We start from the raw sequence: 19836 nt of genomic DNA, 5'->3' as shown, positions 1-19836 counted from the left end.
AGCCCAGAAAAAAACAAATTGCATCGATAGGGACCCACCTATAAAAAGAAAAAATAAGATCCGTCGCTACGCTCCGAGTGGGTCCCTATCCTTGCGGATCACTGGGTCCCTGTCTTGCGATTTCGCACTAAAATAATAGTTTTTCGTTTTTGTTTCATTCCATCCCTCCAAAAAACTCAAATGGATCCCGCTGACACTTCGTCTCAAAAACGGGCACGAGCACTTTTTGCTTTTTGAGAAAATTTCTAATCTGAGCGCCCATCAAAGTCGTCATGCCAATTTCTCCTGCAAAATGGCCGATATCCACCAGACAAATCTCTTCGGCCAGCGAATCCAGGGCAGAATGGTATTTCACATCCCCCGTCACCAGCACATCCGCTTTTTTTCGTTTGGCCTCCCAAAAGAAATCCCCTCCACTGCCGGTCATCACCGCCACAGTGGAAATGGAAGCGCGAAGATCCCCCACATATCGAAAGTGTTTCAGGTGCAGGGATTGAGAAACATGCGTGAGAAAATGATTAAAATTCATTTTTTGGATATTTCCGATTCGTCCCAACCCTGCATAAGGAATTTTGGGATCACGCGAAGGAATGAAAGGATGAATGAATTTTAATTTCAGCCTTTCGGCAAGCAGATCATTCAGGCCCTGCAGGGTCGCATCGAGATTGGTATGAAAACTGAGAATATTCAAGTCTTGCTTGATGGCCATTTTGGCCAGACGTTGAACTGATTTGGAATCGTCTAAACTCTTGATGGCCTTAAAAAAAAGGGGATGGTGAGTAATCAGCACATTGGTTTTCAGTCTCTTTGCCTCTTCCAGCACGGATTCGGTCACATCCAAAGCAATTAGTATCCCCCGAATTTCATCCTCTAACGAACCCAGCTGCAAACCGATATTATCCCAATCTTCCGCTAGACTGGGAGGAGCAAATTGATTTAGATAAGTCAGCAGATGTTGAATCTGAGTTTTAATTTTCATAGGATTTCAGTATGCAACAATCTTCTCTTCTGCTCAAACAATTTGAAGTCGGCCCCATGGAAAATTTCGTCTACTTGATAGGCGATGCCCAAACTCGCGAAGTGCTGGTGGTCGATCCCGCCTGGGAAATCGATACGATTTTCAGAAAAGCAGATGAAGACAATTTGAAGATCAAAGGCGCACTCATTAGTCACCATCACCACGATCATACCAATGGCATTGAAGAACTGTTGGAACGAGAAAATATTCCGGTTTATGTCAATAAAAACGATTTAGCAAAAATACAGATCCCCTCTTCTCATTTAACCGCTGTGGACCATGCTCAAAAAATAAAAGTTGGCAATATTGAAATCGAATGTTTGCACACGCCCGGCCACACCCAAGGCTCACAGTGTTTTCGAGTGAAGGACAGTTTAGTGTCAGGAGATACTTTATTCATCAACGGTTGCGGGCGCTGCGATTTTCAGGATAGCGATCCTGAACAAATGTATTACAGCCTCACTCAAAAACTGATGCGACTTCCGGGGGATACTACTTTATATCCGGGTCATCATTATGCAGCAGCTTCAAGCGCTACCTTTGAAGAACAAAAACGGACTAATCCTTATTTGAAAATGGCCGCATATTCGATGAAAGATTTTTTGAGTTTGAGGATGGGTAAAGGAAGACAATAAACCTTCCTATCTACTAATACAAATCTCCACGCCGGCACTGAAGCACCGGAAATGCATTTCGAACCTCCTCTACCCTATTCAAATCAATCGAAACGACTCCAAAAGACTCTGAACTGCCCAACTCTAAAAGTTTGGTTCCCCAAGGATCAAACACCACACTGTGTCCCCCGTTAATAATCCCCTTTTCATTTTTACCCACCTTATTGCAACTGATGACATAACATTGGTTTTCAATCGCGCGCGCCCTCAGCAAAGTCAGATAATGATCCAGCCTTTCCCTGGGCCAGGCTGAGGGAATAATTAGGAAGCGTGCTCCTTTTAAAACCAGACTTCGAATAAATTCGGGAAAGCGAATATCATAACAAATAGCAAAGCCAAACTTGCCATAAATGCTGGAAAAAACCTTGTAACCAGAACCCGAAATAAATTTTTTATGTTCTTCTCCCATTTTAAAAAGATGAAGCTTCGAATAAAGCGCCTGAATTTCTCCCTGAATATTGATCAAAAAAGCAGTATTGGTATAAAAATTTCCTTTTTTGACAAGGTGTGAACCGCTAAAATTCACCCGATTTTTTTTAGCATAGACCTTTAAAAACTTGAGGGCTTCTTTAGTTTCTTTTAATTCAGCTTTAGGATCTTGATTGTAGAAGGAGGTCCTCCACATTTCAGGGAGCACAATCCAATCTACATTTTTAGGAATTTTTTTTAATAACTTCAGGAAGGAAGTAGGAATGCTGCTCTTGTCTTTTTTTTGAGGAGCAAGCTGCATGAGACAAACATTTAAAATATTATGAAATTCCAATTTTGTATTTGGCACTGGAAAAACTCCTTGACTAAAGAGGCTAATATAAGAAATGTTATCCCACTATTAGTCTAATTTTACTTAAAAGATATTAAATTTCATCTCTTAAGTTTTTAATATTTTGTCTATAATCCTGAGGAGGATGCCTTATGAACAAAAACAAACTTTTAGTTTCTGCCTTGATGGCCTTAGTCGTGCTTTCTACAGGGGCGGCTTGTTCCAAAAAGAAAGCCAACAATGGAGGCGATGTCGTCACTGAAGCAAACAGCAACTTGAAGCGGATCCATTTTGATTTTGACAAGTACAATGTTCGTTCGGATGCAATCCCTACCATGAAAGAAAATGCAAGCTGGTTAAAATCCAATCCTAACACCCATGTGATTGTAGAAGGGCATTGCGATGAAATTGGAACCAACGAATACAATATGGCCTTGGGAGAACGCCGCGCAAAAGCCGCCAAGGATTATTTAGTAAACCTAGGAGTCACCTCTTCTATTGAAACCGTTTCTTTTGGGGAAGAAAAACCTTTAGATCCTGGTCATAATGAGGCAGCTTACTCCACCAACCGTCGTGCCGAATTTGTTGTCCGTAAAAAGTAATTAAATTTCTCTTTGAATTTTAAAACCACAGAGTGCTACAAAGCCTCTGTGGTTTTTTTTATTGAAAGGAGTTTTATGAAACGCATACTCAACCTTGCTATCCCCCTCACTCTCCTCATCAGCACCCCACTCTTTGCCGCAGGGGAACTGGATCAAATTCGAAACGAAATGGCCTTACTTAAAAGCAGCGTAGAAAACTCCAATCTTAAACTCGCCGACGCCATGAATAGCCTGCTGACCCTTCAACAAGAAGTGAATACACTCAAGGGAGCTTCGGAAAGTGAGGGTCATCTCTATGATCAACAAAATAAAACCTTGAAGGATTACGATCAACGCATCGCCACCCTGGAAGATAAATTGAATTTAAGCATGACTCTCCTCAGCGAGATTAAAGAAAATAGAGGCTCCGAAAAAACGCTTGCTGCGGATGAAGCCCAGACCAAAGAATTTCAAAGACTGCTCGATTTCATCAACGCGGAAGATTATGCCAAGGCCCTCACCGGGTTTCAGGATTTTCTACAAAAATATCCGAAAAGTAATTTGGCCGACCATGCCCAATATTGGATGGCGGAAAGTCTGTATGCCTTGGCCGATTACAAAAAGGCCATTACCGAATACCAAACTTTGATACAAAAATATCCCAAATCCTCCAAAGTCAAATCTGCCATTTTCAAGCAAGGGCTCTCTTTTATGGGCCTCAAGATGTATCCTGAAGCCAAGGCCTTCTTTGAAAAAATTGTCGCCACTTATCCAAACAGTAGCGAAGCGAGTCGATCGAATGTAAAGATCAAAGAAATCGACAAGCTCTCTGCCGAATCGCCCACAAGCCTTCCCGCTTCACAACCCGTCCCGCCCAACAGCAACCCGGTCAACAAGCCCATGAGTGGGGGGATGTACAACTAATGCGAATCTTGGGGATAGAATCTTCCTGCGATGATCTGGCAATTTGTATTTTGGAAACGCCAAAAAAAATTCTTGCTCATCAAGTCGCCTCCCAACATCTACACGCCCAATTTGGAGGCATTGTCCCCGAAGTGGCTTCCCGTGAGCATTTGAAGACCATCTCTTCGCTCTTTCAAAGTACGCTCCAGAGTTTGGAACACGCAAAAAAAAAAATGGAAGGCATTGGCGTCACCGTCAAACCCGGTCTGATTGGCTCTCTTTTGGTAGGTCTTAATTTTGCGAAAGGCTTGGCCTTGGCAGAAAACATCCCCTTTATCGGAGTGAGTCATCTTGAAGGACATTTGATGAGCACTTTTCTGGAGGATGAAATTCCCTCCCTTCCTTTTTTAGGGATGGTGCTCTCTGGAGGACACACCCATCTCTTTGAAGTTTGCGACATTGGAGAAAGGAAATTACTGGGTTGCAGCGTAGACGATGCCGCGGGCGAGGCCTATGACAAGGTCGCAAAAATGTTGGGCCTGGCCTATCCCGGCGGCCCAATTTTGGATCAACTTGCCAAACAGGGAAATCCGAAAAGATTCCATTTTACTCCTGCTCAAGTCAAAAAAGGTGAACTCTATACAAGCTTTTCTGGATTAAAAACAGCCGTGCTGGAAGTCATCCAGAAAAATAAGTGGCGGGATATTTTTCTTCGGCATGCCCCCGAAGATTTTCCTGAAGTACTGGACTTGATTGCTTCCTTTCAAAACACCTTAGTAAAATCGATTGAAAGACTTTTCAAGCGGGCTCATGAAAATTTTCCCAAGCATCCCTGGGTGATTGCGGGTGGAGTGGCCTGCAATTCGGCCATCCGCGAACGTTTGACTCAGGCCGCAGAAGCCTGCGGAGTTAAACTTTTTATTCCAAGGCCTGAATTTTGTACCGACAATGCAGCTATGATCGCTTATGTGGGGGGCCAATATTTGGAAAGAGGAATTTCATCCGCTTGGGATTTGAATGCGACGAGTAATGACAAACAAATATGAACTTCCAACACCCCAATGCCCTTCGAAAACGCTTCGACTTCATCGCCAAAAAAAGTTTTGGCCAGAATTTTTTAGTACACACCCCTACCCTGAAAACACTCAGTGAAAAAATTCTAAGACTAAAGCCCAAAACCATTTTGGAAATTGGCCCTGGCCCAGGCTCGCTCACTCAATGGCTGCTTCCCGAAGTGGAACAAATGATAGTGGTGGAAAAGGATGCCCAATTTTCAACACTGCTCAAAGAAATTTTAAGCCCTGCTGAAAAGGTGAAAATCATTCTGGCCGATTTTCTGGATTGTGATTTAACAGAAATTCTAAAAGATTGCCCTTCTCCCCTCTTTGCCGTGGGAAATCTTCCCTATCACGTCTCGGTGGCCATCTTAAAAAAGTTATTAGAGCATCGATCTTTTTTTTCGCAATTTTTTTTAATGTTTCAAAAAGAAGTGGCCGAACGTCTGTGTGCCAAGCCTAACAGCAAGGCCTATGGTTCGTTGAGTCTCTACACCCAATTTTTGGCCTCAGCAAAAATTTTACTGCCCATCCCCCCCTCTTCTTTCGATCCCCGACCGAAAATTGATTCCGCCGTGGTTCAACTCAGCCCCTACCCCACCAGTCTTTGTCCTGAATTAGAACTCTCTTTTTTTGAAAAGCTGATCCAGGCCGCTTTCAGTCAACGCCGCAAGACCTTGCTCAACTGCCTTTGTGCGAATGGATTTTTCGAGGGAAATAAAGAGAGGGCGACCCAACACTTAAACCCCTTGGGCCTCTCGGGAAAAGAAAGAGCGGAAAGTTTGGATTTAGCCACTTTCATCAAGCTGGCTTTATCTTTTTTTTGAGGCGACACTAGACCTTTATTGAAAATATGCTAGGGAATGTGGATGACTCAAGGCTTGCACTACATCGCGGTCGAAGGCCCTATTGGAGTAGGGAAAACCTCTTTGGCCTCACTCCTGGCCGAAGAATTTAATTACAGGGCCGCCTTGGAACGTGCCGAGGACAATCCTTTCCTTTCCACTTTTTATAAAGACCGTTCGAAATACTCCTTTCAAACCCAGCTTTTCTTTTTGCTTTCACGCTATCAGCAACAAAAGGAAATGCTGCAGCAGGATTTATTTCAACAAGGCGTGGTCACTGATTATATCTTTGCAAAAGATAAAATTTTTGCCCTTTTGAATCTTTTGGAGGATGAACTTCGCCTCTACGAATCGGTCTACAATCTGTTGGATGGCCGTATTTTAAAACCCGATCTGGTCGTCTTCCTGCAGGCCTCAACGGATATCTTGTTGAATCGCGTAAAAAAAAGAAAAATCGATTATGAAAAAAATCTGGATGAAGAATATCTGGAAAGACTTTCCGATGCCTACTCGAGATTTTTTTTCAGTTATCAGGAAACCCCCTTGCTGGTCGTCAATTGCAGTGAAATGGATTTTGTGGAAAAACCGGAAGATTATAAAATCATCTTGAGAGAAATCCTTCACATGAAAACGAATAAATTAGAAAAACATTACGTCACAATTAGCAGCAAGTAGGGGCGCTGCTTGCTGCGCCCACAATCAGAAATAAATTTCATGAAAAAAATAACCATTCCCGAACTTCTCAAAAAAAAATCACGCGCTGAAAAAATCAGCATGCTCACCGCCTATGATTATAGTTTTGCCAAAATTCTGGATCAAAACGGCATCGACATCCTCCTGGTGGGCGACTCCCTGGGAATGGTGGTGCAGGGCCGACGGAACACCTTGGCCGTTACGCTCGAAGAAATGATTTACCATAGCCGTTGTGTCTCCCGTGCCACCCGTCAGGCGCATCTCGTGTGTGACATGCCTTTTTTGAGCTACCAGGCCTCTCTGGACGAAGCCGTAAAAAATTGTGGGCTGGTGATGAAAAAAGGCCATGCGGAATCAGTAAAACTGGAAGGTGGGGAAGAATTGGCGCCTCTGATTGCTCGTCTCAAAAATGTGGGTATCCCGGTGATGGGGCATATTGGTTTAAAACCTACCCACGTGCATTTGATGGGCGGCTATAAAATTCAGGGCCGCGATGCTCAAGGTGAAAGACAATTATTGAACGATGCCAAAGCCTTGGAGAAAGCGGGAATTTACGCCCTCGTGCTGGAAGGCATTCCTGCAAAACTGGCGGCCAAGATTTCAAAAAGTCTAAAAATCCCAACCATTGGAATTGGCTCCGGAGCTGGCTGTGATGGCCAAGTGCTAGTCATTTATGATTTGTTGGGCTTGTACCAAGACCTCAAACCCAAATTTGTGCGACGCTATGCAGAGCTGCATCAGACGGTAAGCGAGGCAATTGGGAATTATATTCGCGATGTCCAAAGTGGAAAATTTCCGAGTGAAGAGGAAAGTTTTTAGTCGCCTCTGAAAAACACACCTTGGTATTTCGACAACTCTTTTTCAGAAATGTTTTGATCGTATAAAACAATTCTCGCGTCCACCGCCAAAATCAAATCGGATGAAACCAGAAGTGGATTGATATCAATTTCTTTGATGAGGGGTTGATCGATAATCATCTGACTGAAATTCACCAAAAGACATTCCAATTTTTCAAGATCCACCGCTTTTCGTCCGCGCACTCCTTGCAGACCTTTATAAATTTTTGTTTGTTCCATCATTCGTCGAGCCAAATTGGGGCTTAGAGGTGGAAGCCCCAAAGCATGATCGCGAAAAATCTCGACCAGTTGTCCTCCCATGCCAAAGAGCATGACAGGACCAAATTGAGGATCGGGGCTGGCTCCCAAAATAAGCTCATAGGCCTCTTTCTGAATCATGGCCTGAACCGTCACTCCCAAAAAATCACCCGCTTTTGCTTTTTCGCTCACAGAAGTTTTAATTTCCTGAAAGGCTGTACGGACTTCTTCCGGCGTATTCAAATTAAGTTTTACTCCTCCGATATCGGTCTTGTGAGTAATGGTTTCCGAATAAATTTTAAGCACGACCGGAAATCCAATCTCTTCAGCTATTTGAGCCGCTTCAGTTTCATTGTGAGCGATTCGAGTCTCGTTGGTCGGAATTTGGTAGGCTTTTAATACTTCTTTTGATTCTACTTCTGTGAGGAGTAAACGCCCGGTTTTACGAATCGCTTGAATTTGACAAGAGACTTTTTTGGGATCAGTTTTTTCAGAAACCCCCTGGCCACAACAAGAAAGTGTTTCCTGGAGAGATTGAAGATTTTCGCTGTATTGCCACATGTAATGAAAAACCTGGGCGGCCGTATCCGGATAAAGAAAAGTAGAAATCTCTGCGGCATTGAGCAGCGCATTGCCTTCGGCGACATCCTTGCCTCCCATCCAGGAAGCCAGAACCGGTTTGTCTGTTTTTTTCGCATAAGGAATAAGCTGACGGGCCGTATCACTGGGCTCCGTCATCGCCTGAGGAGTTAAGATCACCAAAAGGCCGTCGCTTTTTGTATCCTTCGCAGCGATCTGCAAAGCCCGGGAATAACGCTCGGGATCGGCATCACCTAATATATCGATTGGATTATGATGGCTCCAGGCAGCAGGAAGAGTTTCATCCAACTCTTTCAAAATATCCTCCGAGAGTTCTGAGAGCTTTCCTCCTTCGGAGATAAGACTATCTGTCGCGAGCACTCCCGGTCCTCCTGCATTTGTAACAATCGTAAGACGGGGGCCTTTGGGAAGAGGCTGTTTGGCCAACACTTCCGTCATATAAAAAAGTTCGGCAATTCGTTTGACTCGCAAGACACCCACTCTTCGAAAGGCAGCATCTAAAACTTCATCGCTGCCGGTAATACTCCCCGTATGCGAGGCTGCAGCCTTTGCGGCCGCTTGAGTGCGGCCTGCCTTGAGGACAATGATCGGTTTTTTTGGAGAAACTTTTTTGGCAGCCTTGAGAAAGGAGTGGGCATTGCCGATCGACTCCATATAAATGACGATGCTATGGGTGTCAGGATCTTCTCCCAGATATTCGATCAAGTCTCCCCAATCGATATCCAGCATTGATCCAATGGAAATGAAGGCAGAGAAACCCACATTTTCCTGAAGGCTCCAATCCAAAATAGAGGTACACAAGGCCCCGCTCTGGCTGATAAAAGCTACGTTACCCGGTTTAGCCATCGCCTCAGCAAAGGTGGCATTTAAGCTATTTAAAGGATTCATCACGCCCAGGCAGTTAGGCCCGATGACACGCAGAGTTCCTTTCTTTAAAATTTGAAGGATCTCCGATTCCAGTTGAATTCCTTTGGGGCCTATTTCTTTAAATCCGGCTGAAATAATAATGACCGATTTCACGTTGGCCTGAAGACATTCCTCAATGAGAGAAGGAACGCCTGACGCAGGGGTGGCAATCACAGCCAAATCGATAGGATAAGGGATATCCGCAATTTTAGAAAAAGTGCGCTGACCCAAAATTTCTTTTCTAGAAAGATTTACTGGAAATATTTTGCCTTGAAAGGATTTGTCCAAAAGATTGAGCAGCAGCGTTCTTCCCACACTATCCACTTTATCGCTGGCACCAATCAGGGCAACATTTTGAGGCTTGAAAAAAGGGGTTAAGGGATGGAACATATTTTCTCTCATAAATTTAATCTTTTTTAGGGATAGGGTATCTCCCCACCCTCGAGGGGAGTGAGCTAGAAGGTCATGGACAAAAGTAAAAAGCACCAATGCGCCCGACAAGATTCGAACTTGTGACCCTTGGTTTCGAAGACCAATGCTCTATCCAGCTGAGCTACGGGCGCAAAAAATAAATCCCGCTTTGAGCGGGATTTAGGGTGAGTGACGGGGTTTGAACCCGCGGCCTCCAGGGCCACAACCTGGCGCTCTAACCAGCTGAGCTACACCCACCAATAATTGCCTAATTGCAGAAATCTCTTTATGCTTCGTTGCTTGCTCAGTCACAATCCTCACGTAGCGTCTGCTACGCTGCGGTTGCTCTCCTTCGCTCGCGCCTTGCCTAAAGAAATTTCTGCAATTAGGCCCTACTAAACATTCAATACTAAAAATTCAACCTTAATCATGCGCCCGGAACGACTCGAACGTTCGACCCTCTGCTTAGAAGGCAGATGCTCTATCCACCTGAGCTACGGGCGCCAACTGAATCCCGAGTAGTACACTCGAGTTTTGGCGAGGTATCATGAACAAAAAGTAAAATTCAAGCGCATTTGTGCCTCGTTAGAGAATGTTTTCTAAATTCCCCTTGTCTAGAAGATTTGTTTTAGTTACAGAGGCTGCCTTTGTGAATTTTGAGGGCCATTAGCTCAGCTGGTAGAGCAAGCGACTCTTAATCGCTAGGTCGTAGGTTCGACCCCTACATGGCCCATAATAGTTTAAACTTTGTTTTTTAGCTGTTATGAGCGCTCTAAAGGCAAGGCGCGGAGGTTCCAAAAAAGCGGAGTTTACTACTGTAAATGAGCATTTTTTGGATACCGCAACGCAGCATTTAGAGGGCGTAATAAGCTAAAAACAAAGTTTCGCGAGGATGGCGGAACTGGCAGACGCGCTGGTCTTAGAAGCCAGTGGGTAACCGTGGGGGTTCAAGTCCCCCTCCTCGCATAAAATTGTCGGCGCATTTATAAATTCATCCGCTTTGTTGGTCCTCAATATTGAAAGGTTAACCTATGGATGTCCAAATTGAAGAACTCTCTTCCATCAAGAAAAAACTTAATATTCAAGTTTCTTATGAAGATTATTTGAAGGAGATTGAGAAGGCTTATCAAAAGTTGGGGCAACAAGTTTCCATCAAGGGTTTTCGCAAAGGGAAAGTCCCTCGGGGTATTTTGGAGAGACATTACAAAGAACAAACAGAGGCAGATGCCTTGGGACATTTGATTGAGCACAGTTACATCAAGGCCCTCGAGCAAGAAAAGCTGCAACCCGTTGGCTCCCCTTCTGTGAAGGATATCCAAAAGGAGAAAGGGAAGCCTATTTCTTTTGTGGCTGAAATTGAAACTTTTCCTCAAGTAGAAGCAAGGGATTATAAAGAACTTCCCTTAAAGATTTTTTCGCTGGAAGTGAAGGATAGCGATATTCAGGAAGAACTTGTCCGCTTGCAGGCTGGCCAAGCTCAAATGGTTCCCGTAGAAGGGGATGACGTGAAAGCCCAGTCAGGTCACGTGGCCCTGGTGGATTTTGAAGGATATTTAAAGGGGGAAGTCTTTGAAGGGGGGTCTGGAAAAGGGGTGTCCATTGAATTGGGGGCCGGTCATTTTCTAAAAGATTTTGAGAAGGGTGTTTTGGGAATGAAAAAAGGGGAAAATAAAAAGATAGAGGTTGTTTTTCCCACGGACTATCCCAATGCAAAACTTGCAGGTCAAAACACCGAATTTGATATTCAATTGAACGATTTAAAAATCAAAAGTCTTCCCGAGCTCGACGATGAGTTTGCAAAAGATTTAGGTCAGTTTGAAAGTCTGGCGCAGGTCAAAGAAAAGATTGCCGAAAATTTAAAGTATAAAAAAGAGCAGGATCAGAAAAGAGATGAAACGAACCAAATTTTGGATTACCTGATTTCAAAACATTCTTCCATCGAAGTGCCCGAATTGCTTATAGAGCAGGAAGTGAAGGCGCTCTATGAAAATACACTCAGCCACCTTCAGCAGCAGGGTCTTTCCCCTGAAAAAGCGGGTTTGGTCTTTGAGCAGTATCGTGTTCAGAATCGAGAGAATGCCCTGCGTCGTATCAAGGCCTTTTTGCTTTTTGATTCCATCTCAAAACAAGAAAAAATTGAAGTAAGCGAATCCGAACTTAGGGATCGCATTGCCGAAATTGCCAAAAATGTTGGGCAAAATGTGGAGGTGGTCGAAAATTATTATCGTCAAAGTCAGATGATGAGTTCGCTCTTTTCCCAAATTCGCGAAGAGAAGATTCTTGATTTTATTCGACAGAACGCTAAGTTTTCCAACTAAGATATCTATTACACACAATGGAGGACCTATGTCTGGTTTAGTGCCCATGGTTATTGAGCAAACTCATCGCGGTGAGCGTGCTTATGATATTTATTCTCGTCTGTTGAAAGACCGTATCGTGTTGTTGGGAACCCAAATAAACGATGATGTGGCCAATGTAATTATTGCCCAGTTACTTTTTTTGGAAAGCGAAGATCCCGAAAAAGATATTCATTTATATGTCAATTCTCCTGGGGGCTCTGTGACTGCAGGGCTGGCGATTTATGACACGATGCAGTACATCAAGCCGGATGTTTCCACTTTGTGCGTGGGCCAGGCCGCTTCCATGGGAGCCGTGCTTCTCGCTGCCGGTACAGCGGGAAAACGCTTCTCACTTCCCCATTCTCGTATTCTCATTCATCAACCTTTAGGGGGTGTCCAAGGACAGGCGGCAGATATTGAAATTCAGGCGCGCGAAATTCTGCGTTTGCGTGAGGAGTTGAACAATATCCTCTCAAAACACACCAAGCAAACCTTGAAAAAACTTCAAACAGATACGGATCGTGATTATTTTATGGGAGGCCAGGAGGCAAAGGAATACGGCATTATCGATGAAGTTCTGAATTATCGAGACAAAGAAAAGAAAAAAAATTCCTAGAGAATAGTCTGCTATAAAAAAAGGGAATATTTTACCCCCCCTTCCTTGACAGGTCCCTGAAATAGGACAATACTTTACAACAGGCGGAGGCCTGATATTGGGTTCTCCAATAGGGTTTTCTTCCTTAAAACAAGGAGAATGTTGTGGCGAGAGCCTACACCGATGATCCGGCCCACTTGAGTTGTAGCTTTTGTGGCAAGTCTCAACGTGAAGTCAAAAAATTAATTGCAGGGCCCACAGTTTACATTTGTGACGAATGCATAGAGCTTTGTAATGATATCATTGCCGAGGAACATTCGAAGCAGGAATTGCTGAGCACTAAGTCCAACGTTCCAAAGCCCGTTGAAATCAAAAAGGTGCTAGATGAATATGTGGTGGGACAGGAACGAGCTAAGCGTGCCCTATCTGTTGCGGTCCATAATCATTACAAAAGAATTGAAGCCCGCCAAGCGGGTTGTGATGTGGATTTGCAGAAGTCCAATATTCTGCTTGTAGGCCCCACGGGTACCGGCAAGACCTTACTCGCCCAAACTCTGGCTAAAATTTTGAACGTCCCTTTTACAATTGCCGATGCCACGACTTTGACCGAAGCGGGGTATGTAGGGGAGGATGTTGAAAATATTATTTTGTATCTCCTTCAGGCAGCCGATTATGACAAGGCAAAGGCTGAGCGGGGCATTGTTTATATCGATGAGATCGATAAGATTTCCAGGAAGGCAGAGAATCCCTCGATTACCCGAGATGTCTCGGGTGAGGGAGTGCAGCAGGCCTTATTAAAAATTATCGAAGGTACGGTGGCCAATCTTCCCCCAAAGGGAGGAAGGAAGCATCCTCAGCAAGAATATATACAAATTGACACGACTAACATTTTATTTATCTGTGGGGGTGCATTTGTAGGTTTAGAAGATGTCATTCGACGCCGTTTATCTCAGAAGACGATGGGTTTTGGTTCTGAAGTGAAGGTGAAAAACAAAGATGCCTTAGGAGAGATTTTTGCCCAGGTTCAAACCGAAGATCTATTGCATTTTGGATTGATTCCAGAATTTGTGGGTCGTTTGCCAGTCATCGCTACACTGGATGAGTTAGACGAAGCCGCACTGGTTGAGATTTTGACCAAGCCCAAGAATGCCTTGCTAAAGCAGTATCAGAAGCTTTTTGAGTTCGAAAAAGTGAAGCTTAAGTTTACTCCAGGTGCTCTGTCTGCGGTGGCGAAAGAGGCCATCAAGCGAAAATCAGGGGCACGTGGTTTGAGGGCAATTCTGGAAAGCGTGATGATGGATGTGATGTATGAAATCCCGTCACAAACGAATGTACGAGAAGTAGTACTCAACGAAGAAGTTTTTACCAAAAAAGAGCAACCCTTGATCGTGTACGAAAAAAAGGCGGAATCTGCTTAGTGCCTGTCATCCTGACTTACGCCAGAATGACAAACCTGAGAATTACATAAATTAGGTTAATCCACATGCAAAACACAACTCCTTCTAATCCCAATTTTAAAGTGGTCCCCCTGCTCCCCTTGAGGGATATTATCATCTTTCCGCATATGGTGGTGCCTTTGTTTGTGGGGCGTGAGAAAAGCATTAATGCCCTTGAAGAGGCCATGCATTCAGAAAAAGACATCCTGATGGCCGCGCAGGTCAATCCCAAAACCAATGATCCTCGCCCCGAAGATATTTACAAGGTAGGAACCTTGGGAACCATCATCCAGCTTTTACGCTTACCGGATGGGACTGTGAAAGTTTTGGTAGAAGGTCGAAAGCGGGCTCACATCCACAACTATATCCCCCACGACAATTATTTTTTATGCGAAGTGGAGGAAGTTTACGAAAATCGTGAAGTAACGGTGGAAGTGGAAGCATTGATGCGCTCCATAAAATCCACCTTTGAAACTTACGTCAAACTCAACAAGCGTATCCCCCCCGAAATGCTTTCCTCGGTGGCAGTGATTGATGACCCGGCCCGTTTGGCAGACACCATTGTTGCCCATCTCAATTTGAAGCTCGTCGACAAACAAAAGGTGCTGGAGGTGGAAAGCCCGGGAGAACGTTTGGCAAAGCTCTATGAGCTGATGCAGGGCGAGATTGAAATCTTGCAGGTCGAAAAGAAGATTCGTTCGCGCGTGAAAAAACAGATGGAGAAGACCCAGCGTGAATATTATTTGAACGAGCAGATGCAGGCCATCCAAAAAGAGCTGGGCGATCGGGATGAGTTTAAGGGTGAGATGCAAGAGCTTGAAGAAAAAGTAAAAAATAAAAAGATGAGTGCTGAGGCGACCAAGAAGGTAAAAAAAGAACTGAAGAAACTCAAAATGATGTCGCCCATGTCAGCGGAAGCGACGGTGGTTCGCAATTACATCGATTGGATCTTGTCTATCCCTTGGAACGAACTTACCCAGGATAAAATCGATTTGACGGAAGCTGAAAAGATTTTGAATGAAGACCATTATGGTTTGGATAAAGTCAAAGAGCGTATCATTGAATACCTTGCGGTGCAGAGTCTGGTCGATAAAATGAAAGGTCCTATTTTGTGCTTGGTAGGCCCTCCGGGTGTGGGTAAAACCTCGCTGGCTCGTTCTATTGCGCGGGCGATGGGGCGCAAGTTTGTACGTTGTTCACTGGGAGGCGTGCGGGACGAAGCAGAAATCCGAGGTCATCGTCGAACCTACATCGGAGCAATGCCCGGAAAAATTATTCAGTCTCTCAAAAAAGCAGGCTCCAATAATCCTGTTTTCTTACTCGATGAAATTGATAAGATGAGTTCGGATTTTCGCGGAGATCCGGGCTCAGCCCTGCTGGAAGTTTTGGACCCCGAGCAAAACCATAGTTTCAATGATCATTATCTGGATTTGGATTATGATCTTTCAAAGACCATGTTCATCACGACAGCCAACACCCTGCATTCTATTCCTCTTCCTTTGCAGGACAGAATGGAGATTTTGCGTATTCCCGGATACACGGAAGATGAAAAACTCAATATCGCAAAAAAATATCTCATCAAGAAACAAAAAGAAACTCATGGGCTTAACGATGAGAACATCGAGATCACCGACGCTGCGGTTCGCACCATCATTCGCCGTTACACAAAGGAGTCGGGTGTCCGTAACTTAGAACGCGAAATGGCAAGCCTGTGCCGCAAGGTAGCAAAAGAGATTGCCACGAAGGGCCGGGATAAAAAAGTTCGAGTGGCCGATTCTAATCTGTCCAAATTTTTGGGTGAACCTAAACATCGTTATGGTCTAGCTGAAGAAAAAGATGAAATTGGAATTACGACAGGTTTGGCCTGGACTGAGTTTGGCGGTGAGTTGCTTTCCACCGAAGTCACCATCATGCCGGGAAAAGGAAAAGTTACCATCACCGGTAAATTAGGGGATGTAATGCAAGAATCGGCTCAGGCAGCTTTCAGTTGTGTGCGTACGCGCGCAACGGGTTTTGGGTTAGATAAAGATTTCAATCAACGCATTGATATCCATATCCATGTTCCTGAAGGGGCTATTCCCAAAGACGGCCCTTCCGCAGGAATTACAATGGCGACTTCCCTGCTTTCTGCTTTGTTGCGTGTGCCGGTTCGTAAGGACGTGGCAATGACGGGGGAGATCACGTTGCGAGGCAAGGTGTTACCCATTGGGGGCTTGAAAGAAAAAATGCTGGCGGCCCATCGTGGAAAAATAAAAACTATTATTATTCCCAAAGAAAATGAGCGTGATCTAAAAGAGATCCCTCAAAATATTTTAAAAGACATGGTGGTCGTTCCGGTGGAAACCATCGATGAAGTGTGGATGCGGGCTTTAGCCCTGGATGATCCAGGCAAGCTTTATAAACAGGGAAAAACTTACGAAGATGTTTTAAGTGAAGTGCTTTATCCCAAACCAGAGCTTGCCCAAGTTCCAAAGCCGGATTCTTCAGAAATTGTAACTCACTAGAGTTCTGGCCTGATATTCCAATGTTCAACCTAGTATTGAAACCCTTTCCAAAATTTCGATGCAAATTATTCGCAACATTATTGAAACTCAATTTTTTTGTCTTGGCTTGAAAAATCAGGGCAAGCACATCGCTTTTGTTCCCACTATGGGATTTCTTCATGAAGGGCATTTGGCTCTAGTGAAAGAGGCCAAAAAAAGAGCGGAGCTAGTAGTCAGCAGTATCTTTGTAAACCCCACTCAATTTACCCCTCAGGAAGATCTGTCGCGATATCCACGTGACGAAGAAGGAGATTTGAAAAAGCTGGCAAGTGTAGATTGTGATCTTGTTTTTATTCCTGACGCGGACCAAATGTATCCTGAAGGTTTTCAGACCAAAATTTCTCTCAGCGAAATCACTCAAGGCCTTTGCGGCGCTTCTCGCCCTGGACATTTTGATGGCGTTGCTACGGTAGTATTAAAGCTTTTCAATATTACTCAGGCAAATGTCGCAATTTTTGGTGAGAAAGACTATCAGCAATTGGCGGTCATTCGGCGGCTGGTGAAAGATTTGAATCTGCCTATCGAAATTGTGGGACATCCCACAGAACGTTCTCCTCAAGGGCTAGCGCTCTCTTCAAGAAATTCGTATTTGAGTGAAGAAGAAAAACAAAAAGCCCTGGTCCTTTTTCAAACTCTGAGCAAGATGCGAAAAAAGTGTCAAGAAGGTGAAAAAAAAGTTTCCACACTCTTAAGCTTGGGCAGAAAAATGATTGAACAAGTTTCAGAAATAAAAATAGAGTATCTGGAGATTGTGGATGCCGTTTCTTTAAAACCCATTCAAAAAGTTGAAAGAGAAGCACGGGTTTTAGTCGCAGTGCGTTTGGGAAAAACTCGGCTGATTGATAATGGACCCTTATGAAAATATTCCTCAGCAAATACCTCCTCCCGATCACACAAGATCCCATAGAAAATGCGGCCCTCGTAATCGAAAAAGATTCGATTGTGGAGGTCGGCGCAGCGGCATCTTTACTTCAAAAATATCCGAAGGCCAAAAAAATTGATCTTGGTGAAGTGGTCTTGCTGCCGGGCTTAGTCAATGCGCATTGCCATCTGGAACTTTCGCAGGCCCCCCTTTATGATGGCAAGTTGCATCAGGATGCCTCCGGGGAATCCAATTTTATTCGCTGGCTCATTTTTATTGCGCAGTATCAAGAAAAATTAAGTGCCCAGCAAAAAAAAGAAGCCATTTCGCAAGGGCTGGAAGAACTAAAATCCAGTGGGACTACCTGTGTGGGCGATTTGACTAGCTACGAAGGAGCGCACGCTTGCTACGAAGAAAGCGGGCTGCGGGTGGTTTCTTTTGCCGAGGTGATGAACATCCACCAAAAAAGTGCGCAAGACCGTTTTGAATCGGCCATGGCCCAGGTAGATGAATTGATGGCCCTGGATCATCCCAAAATCAAGGCAGGACTGGCCCCTTTCGCACCCTATACACTCTCCAAAAATTTGCTGAAGATTTTCATCCAGCATCTAAAGCAGCTTCAAATCCCCGTGCAGATCCATTCCAGCGAGAGCTTTGCGGAGATGGAATTTTTCTACGATTCCAAGGGAGACATCGCCCACCTCTTATTCCCCTACATCGGCTGGACAGAAAAGCTGCCTCCTCCACATCAAAAAACACCCATTCAATATTTAAATTCGATTGATTTTTTAGGCCTGAAACCCACCCTGGTAGGCTGTCTGCATTTGGGACCCACCGATTTGGGAATTCTTTCTCATAGCGGAAGTAGCGTCATTTGCTGTCCTCAAAGCACTAAAACTTTAAAAAATGGGAATATCCCTTTGGGCAAATTGTTGAAGAACAAAATCAACCTGGGACTGGGCTCGGAAAGCCTGGCTTCCAACTCGAGCCTTTCTTTGTGGGACGAACTTCGAGTTTTATGGGAGGAATCGAAAAGATTACCTGAAAGCATTCCTGCAGCGACTCTGCTTCACATTGCCACCTTGGGAGGTGCAAAGGCACTAGGCTTGCACAAAACGATTGGTTCTCTCGAACAAGAGAAATATGCCGATTTCATTGCCTTAAAAATTCCCCAGGGAGCAAGAATAGAAAACATCGAAGAACAGTTGATTCAACAGACAAAAACCGAATCGCTACTTAAAGTTTGGGTGGCCGGAAAAGAAATTTAAGGGCCCTTAATAAGGTCTTATTCTTGAACCGCTTCCGCTTCTATCCCAGCAAGCATTTTAAGAACTTCGTAACGAATATTTTCTTCCGACACCGTGTAGACAGGGCCGTTGTAGCGTTGGCGAATCACCTCCACCAGACGATCGAACTCGCAATCGATAGAGTCAAAGTCGGAGAGCGTTAATCGGTCCCACTTTTTTAAAATTAAAGGTTTGATTTCTTCCCAATGAGTTTCTAATCGGTTAGGTGTCGTCATAGGCTCGTTTTATTATCACAGAATTGCCAGGCATCAAGTTTAAATTTATTTATGAAAATAGTAACTCTAGGCACCAGTGCCGGCCGCCCTACTATTGAACGTTCTGCCTCTGCAAGTGCCCTCGAGTTTGAGGGTGAGGTATTTCTTTTCGATTGCGGTGAGGGCACTCAAGTTCAACTCGCAAAATCGACTCTCCATTGGGGAAATTTAAAGGCTATTTTTATCAGCCACCTGCATGGGGATCACATCCATGGCCTGGCAGGGTTACTCGGTACCCTCAGTTTGCAAGACCGCGAAGCCCCTCTCAAAGTTTTTGGACCTACAGGGATTAAAAAATATATGGCGGTGATGATGGAACTCAAGACCTCCTGGATTCGCTACCCCTTGGAGATCACAGAGATCCGAGCCGCTGGAGTTTTATTAGAAAATAAAAAATATTTTGTCGAATGTGCAAAATTAAATCACGTGGTTGAATGCTGGGGCTATGCCTTTCGTGAAAAAACACGGCCTGGAATTTTTAACGAAGAAAAAGCCAAGGCCTTGAACATCCCTTTCGGCCCCATACGACGGGAGATTGTAGAAGGTAAGATCGTTACGCTGGAAAATGGACAAATCATCAAACCCGAAGAACTGCTGGGCCCGGTGCGACCTGGACGTCATGTTGCTCATTGTCTGGATACTCAACCCTGCCGAAGTGATCTCTATTTAGCCGAAAATGCAGATGTGCTCATCCACGAATCCACTTTTGACCACAGTCTTAATAGCAAAGTGAAAGATTGGGGGCACTCCACTTCTTGCCAAGCCGCCGATATCGCCCGCCAAGCCAAAGCCACCCAACTTTTGCTCACGCACATCAGCCCCCGTTATGGAAATGGAAAACAATTGCTGGAAGAAGCCAAAACAGAATTCAAAAACACCAAAATGGCGCAGGATTTATTGGAGTTTGAAGTGCCTTATCGGGAGTGAGAAATCTCTATTTTTATCTTATACGCTTGGGTA

At 44.4% G+C, this 19836-nt stretch carries 18 protein-coding genes and 5 tRNA genes; 16 read left to right on the top strand and 7 right to left on the bottom strand.

Annotated features, from left to right (window positions below; translation table 11 throughout):
* Positions 1-154 precede the first annotated feature (154 nt).
* Positions 155-979 (bottom strand): Nif3-like dinuclear metal center hexameric protein, encoded by an 825-nt coding sequence (locus HQM15_02840; protein ID MBF0491696.1) that lies wholly within the window; start codon positions 977-979, stop codon positions 155-157.
* A gap of 11 nt (positions 980-990) precedes the next feature.
* On the opposite strand from HQM15_02840, the gene HQM15_02835 reads away from it, so the two are divergent.
* Positions 991-1653 (top strand): MBL fold metallo-hydrolase, encoded by a 663-nt coding sequence (locus tag HQM15_02835; GenBank protein MBF0491695.1) that lies wholly within the window; start codon positions 991-993, stop codon positions 1651-1653.
* A gap of 13 nt (positions 1654-1666) precedes the next feature.
* Here HQM15_02835 and HQM15_02830 read toward each other — a convergent pair whose 3' ends face one another.
* A complete protein-coding gene (locus HQM15_02830) occupies positions 1667-2470 on the bottom strand; it encodes a carbon-nitrogen family hydrolase (protein MBF0491694.1) in 804 nt (267 codons plus the stop codon).
* A gap of 134 nt (positions 2471-2604) precedes the next feature.
* Between HQM15_02830 and pal the strand changes: the two genes are divergently transcribed.
* The 6 genes from pal (at position 2605) to panB (ending at position 7348) form a co-directional block, all read left to right on the top strand.
* Positions 2605-3054, top strand: a complete 450-nt coding sequence (gene pal / locus HQM15_02825) for a peptidoglycan-associated lipoprotein Pal (protein MBF0491693.1) — start codon at positions 2605-2607, stop codon at positions 3052-3054.
* A 75-nt stretch (positions 3055-3129) separates the two neighbouring features.
* A complete protein-coding gene (gene ybgF, locus HQM15_02820; protein ID MBF0491692.1) occupies positions 3130-3957 on the top strand; it encodes a tol-pal system protein YbgF in 828 nt (275 codons plus the stop codon).
* Positions 3957-4982, top strand: coding sequence for a tRNA (adenosine(37)-N6)-threonylcarbamoyltransferase complex transferase subunit TsaD (gene tsaD, locus HQM15_02815; GenBank protein MBF0491691.1), 1026 nt, complete (start codon positions 3957-3959; stop codon positions 4980-4982). Before ybgF ends, tsaD begins: the two co-directional genes overlap by 1 nt.
* Positions 4979-5818 (top strand): ribosomal RNA small subunit methyltransferase A, encoded by an 840-nt coding sequence (gene rsmA / locus HQM15_02810; GenBank protein ID MBF0491690.1) that lies wholly within the window; start codon positions 4979-4981, stop codon positions 5816-5818. Before tsaD ends, rsmA begins: the two co-directional genes overlap by 4 nt.
* Before the next feature lie 42 nt (positions 5819-5860).
* On the top strand, positions 5861-6511 hold the full coding sequence (locus HQM15_02805; GenBank protein ID MBF0491689.1) for a deoxynucleoside kinase: 651 nt from the start codon (positions 5861-5863) through the stop codon (positions 6509-6511).
* A gap of 39 nt (positions 6512-6550) precedes the next feature.
* The gene (gene panB / locus HQM15_02800) at positions 6551-7348 is read left to right on the top strand and encodes a 3-methyl-2-oxobutanoate hydroxymethyltransferase (GenBank protein MBF0491688.1); all 798 of its coding nucleotides are present in this window, start codon (positions 6551-6553) and stop codon (positions 7346-7348) included.
* Here panB and HQM15_02795 read toward each other — a convergent pair.
* From HQM15_02795 to HQM15_02780, 4 genes are all read right to left on the bottom strand, one after another.
* Complete coding sequence (locus HQM15_02795) at positions 7345-9531, bottom strand: acetate--CoA ligase family protein (GenBank protein ID MBF0491687.1); 2187 nt, start codon at positions 9529-9531, stop codon at positions 7345-7347. The two genes, panB and HQM15_02795, sit on opposite strands and share 4 nt — an antisense overlap.
* 87 nt (positions 9532-9618) lie before the next feature.
* Positions 9619-9692 (bottom strand) — tRNA-Arg (locus tag HQM15_02790).
* A gap of 32 nt (positions 9693-9724) precedes the next feature.
* A tRNA-His gene (locus tag HQM15_02785) sits at positions 9725-9798 on the bottom strand.
* A 172-nt stretch (positions 9799-9970) separates the two neighbouring features.
* A tRNA-Arg gene (locus tag HQM15_02780) sits at positions 9971-10044 on the bottom strand.
* A 156-nt stretch (positions 10045-10200) separates the two neighbouring features.
* On the opposite strand from HQM15_02780, the gene HQM15_02775 reads away from it, so the two are divergent.
* The 8 genes from HQM15_02775 (at position 10201) to HQM15_02740 (ending at position 18583) form a co-directional block, all read left to right on the top strand.
* Positions 10201-10273 (top strand) — tRNA-Lys (locus tag HQM15_02775).
* A gap of 153 nt (positions 10274-10426) precedes the next feature.
* Positions 10427-10506 (top strand) — tRNA-Leu (locus tag HQM15_02770).
* A 65-nt stretch (positions 10507-10571) separates the two neighbouring features.
* On the top strand, positions 10572-11858 hold the full coding sequence (gene tig, locus HQM15_02765) for a trigger factor (protein ID MBF0491686.1): 1287 nt from the start codon (positions 10572-10574) through the stop codon (positions 11856-11858).
* Positions 11859-11886: 28 nt separating this feature from the next.
* Positions 11887-12495, top strand: a complete 609-nt coding sequence (clpP, locus tag HQM15_02760) for an ATP-dependent Clp endopeptidase proteolytic subunit ClpP (GenBank protein ID MBF0491685.1) — start codon at positions 11887-11889, stop codon at positions 12493-12495.
* Between the two features lie 143 nt (positions 12496-12638).
* Positions 12639-13892 carry an ATP-dependent Clp protease ATP-binding subunit ClpX gene (clpX, locus tag HQM15_02755; GenBank protein MBF0491684.1) on the top strand — a complete coding sequence of 418 codons (1254 nt, stop codon included), beginning with the start codon at positions 12639-12641 and terminating at the stop codon, positions 13890-13892.
* 65 nt (positions 13893-13957) lie between these two features.
* The gene (gene lon, locus HQM15_02750) at positions 13958-16414 is read left to right on the top strand and encodes an endopeptidase La (protein MBF0491683.1); all 2457 of its coding nucleotides are present in this window, start codon (positions 13958-13960) and stop codon (positions 16412-16414) included.
* A 58-nt stretch (positions 16415-16472) separates the two neighbouring features.
* A complete protein-coding gene (locus tag HQM15_02745) occupies positions 16473-17312 on the top strand; it encodes a pantoate--beta-alanine ligase (protein ID MBF0491682.1) in 840 nt (279 codons plus the stop codon).
* Positions 17309-18583, top strand: coding sequence for an amidohydrolase family protein (locus HQM15_02740; GenBank protein MBF0491681.1), 1275 nt, complete (start codon positions 17309-17311; stop codon positions 18581-18583). The genes HQM15_02745 and HQM15_02740 overlap by 4 nt, the downstream gene beginning before the upstream one ends.
* A 17-nt stretch (positions 18584-18600) precedes the next feature.
* Here HQM15_02740 and HQM15_02735 read toward each other — a convergent pair whose 3' ends face one another.
* The gene (locus HQM15_02735) at positions 18601-18837 is read right to left on the bottom strand and encodes a hypothetical protein (GenBank protein MBF0491680.1); all 237 of its coding nucleotides are present in this window, start codon (positions 18835-18837) and stop codon (positions 18601-18603) included.
* Between the two features lie 51 nt (positions 18838-18888).
* On the opposite strand from HQM15_02735, the gene rnz reads away from it, so the two are divergent.
* Entirely contained in the window at positions 18889-19803 is a 915-nt protein-coding gene (rnz, locus tag HQM15_02730; protein MBF0491679.1) for a ribonuclease Z, read from the top strand.
* Positions 19804-19836 lie beyond the last annotated feature (33 nt).

The organism is Deltaproteobacteria bacterium, from assembly GCA_015233135.1.
GTDB lineage: Bacteria > UBA10199 > UBA10199 > JADFYH01 > JADFYH01 > JADFYH01.
This window is presented reverse-complemented; position numbering and strand designations above follow the sequence as displayed.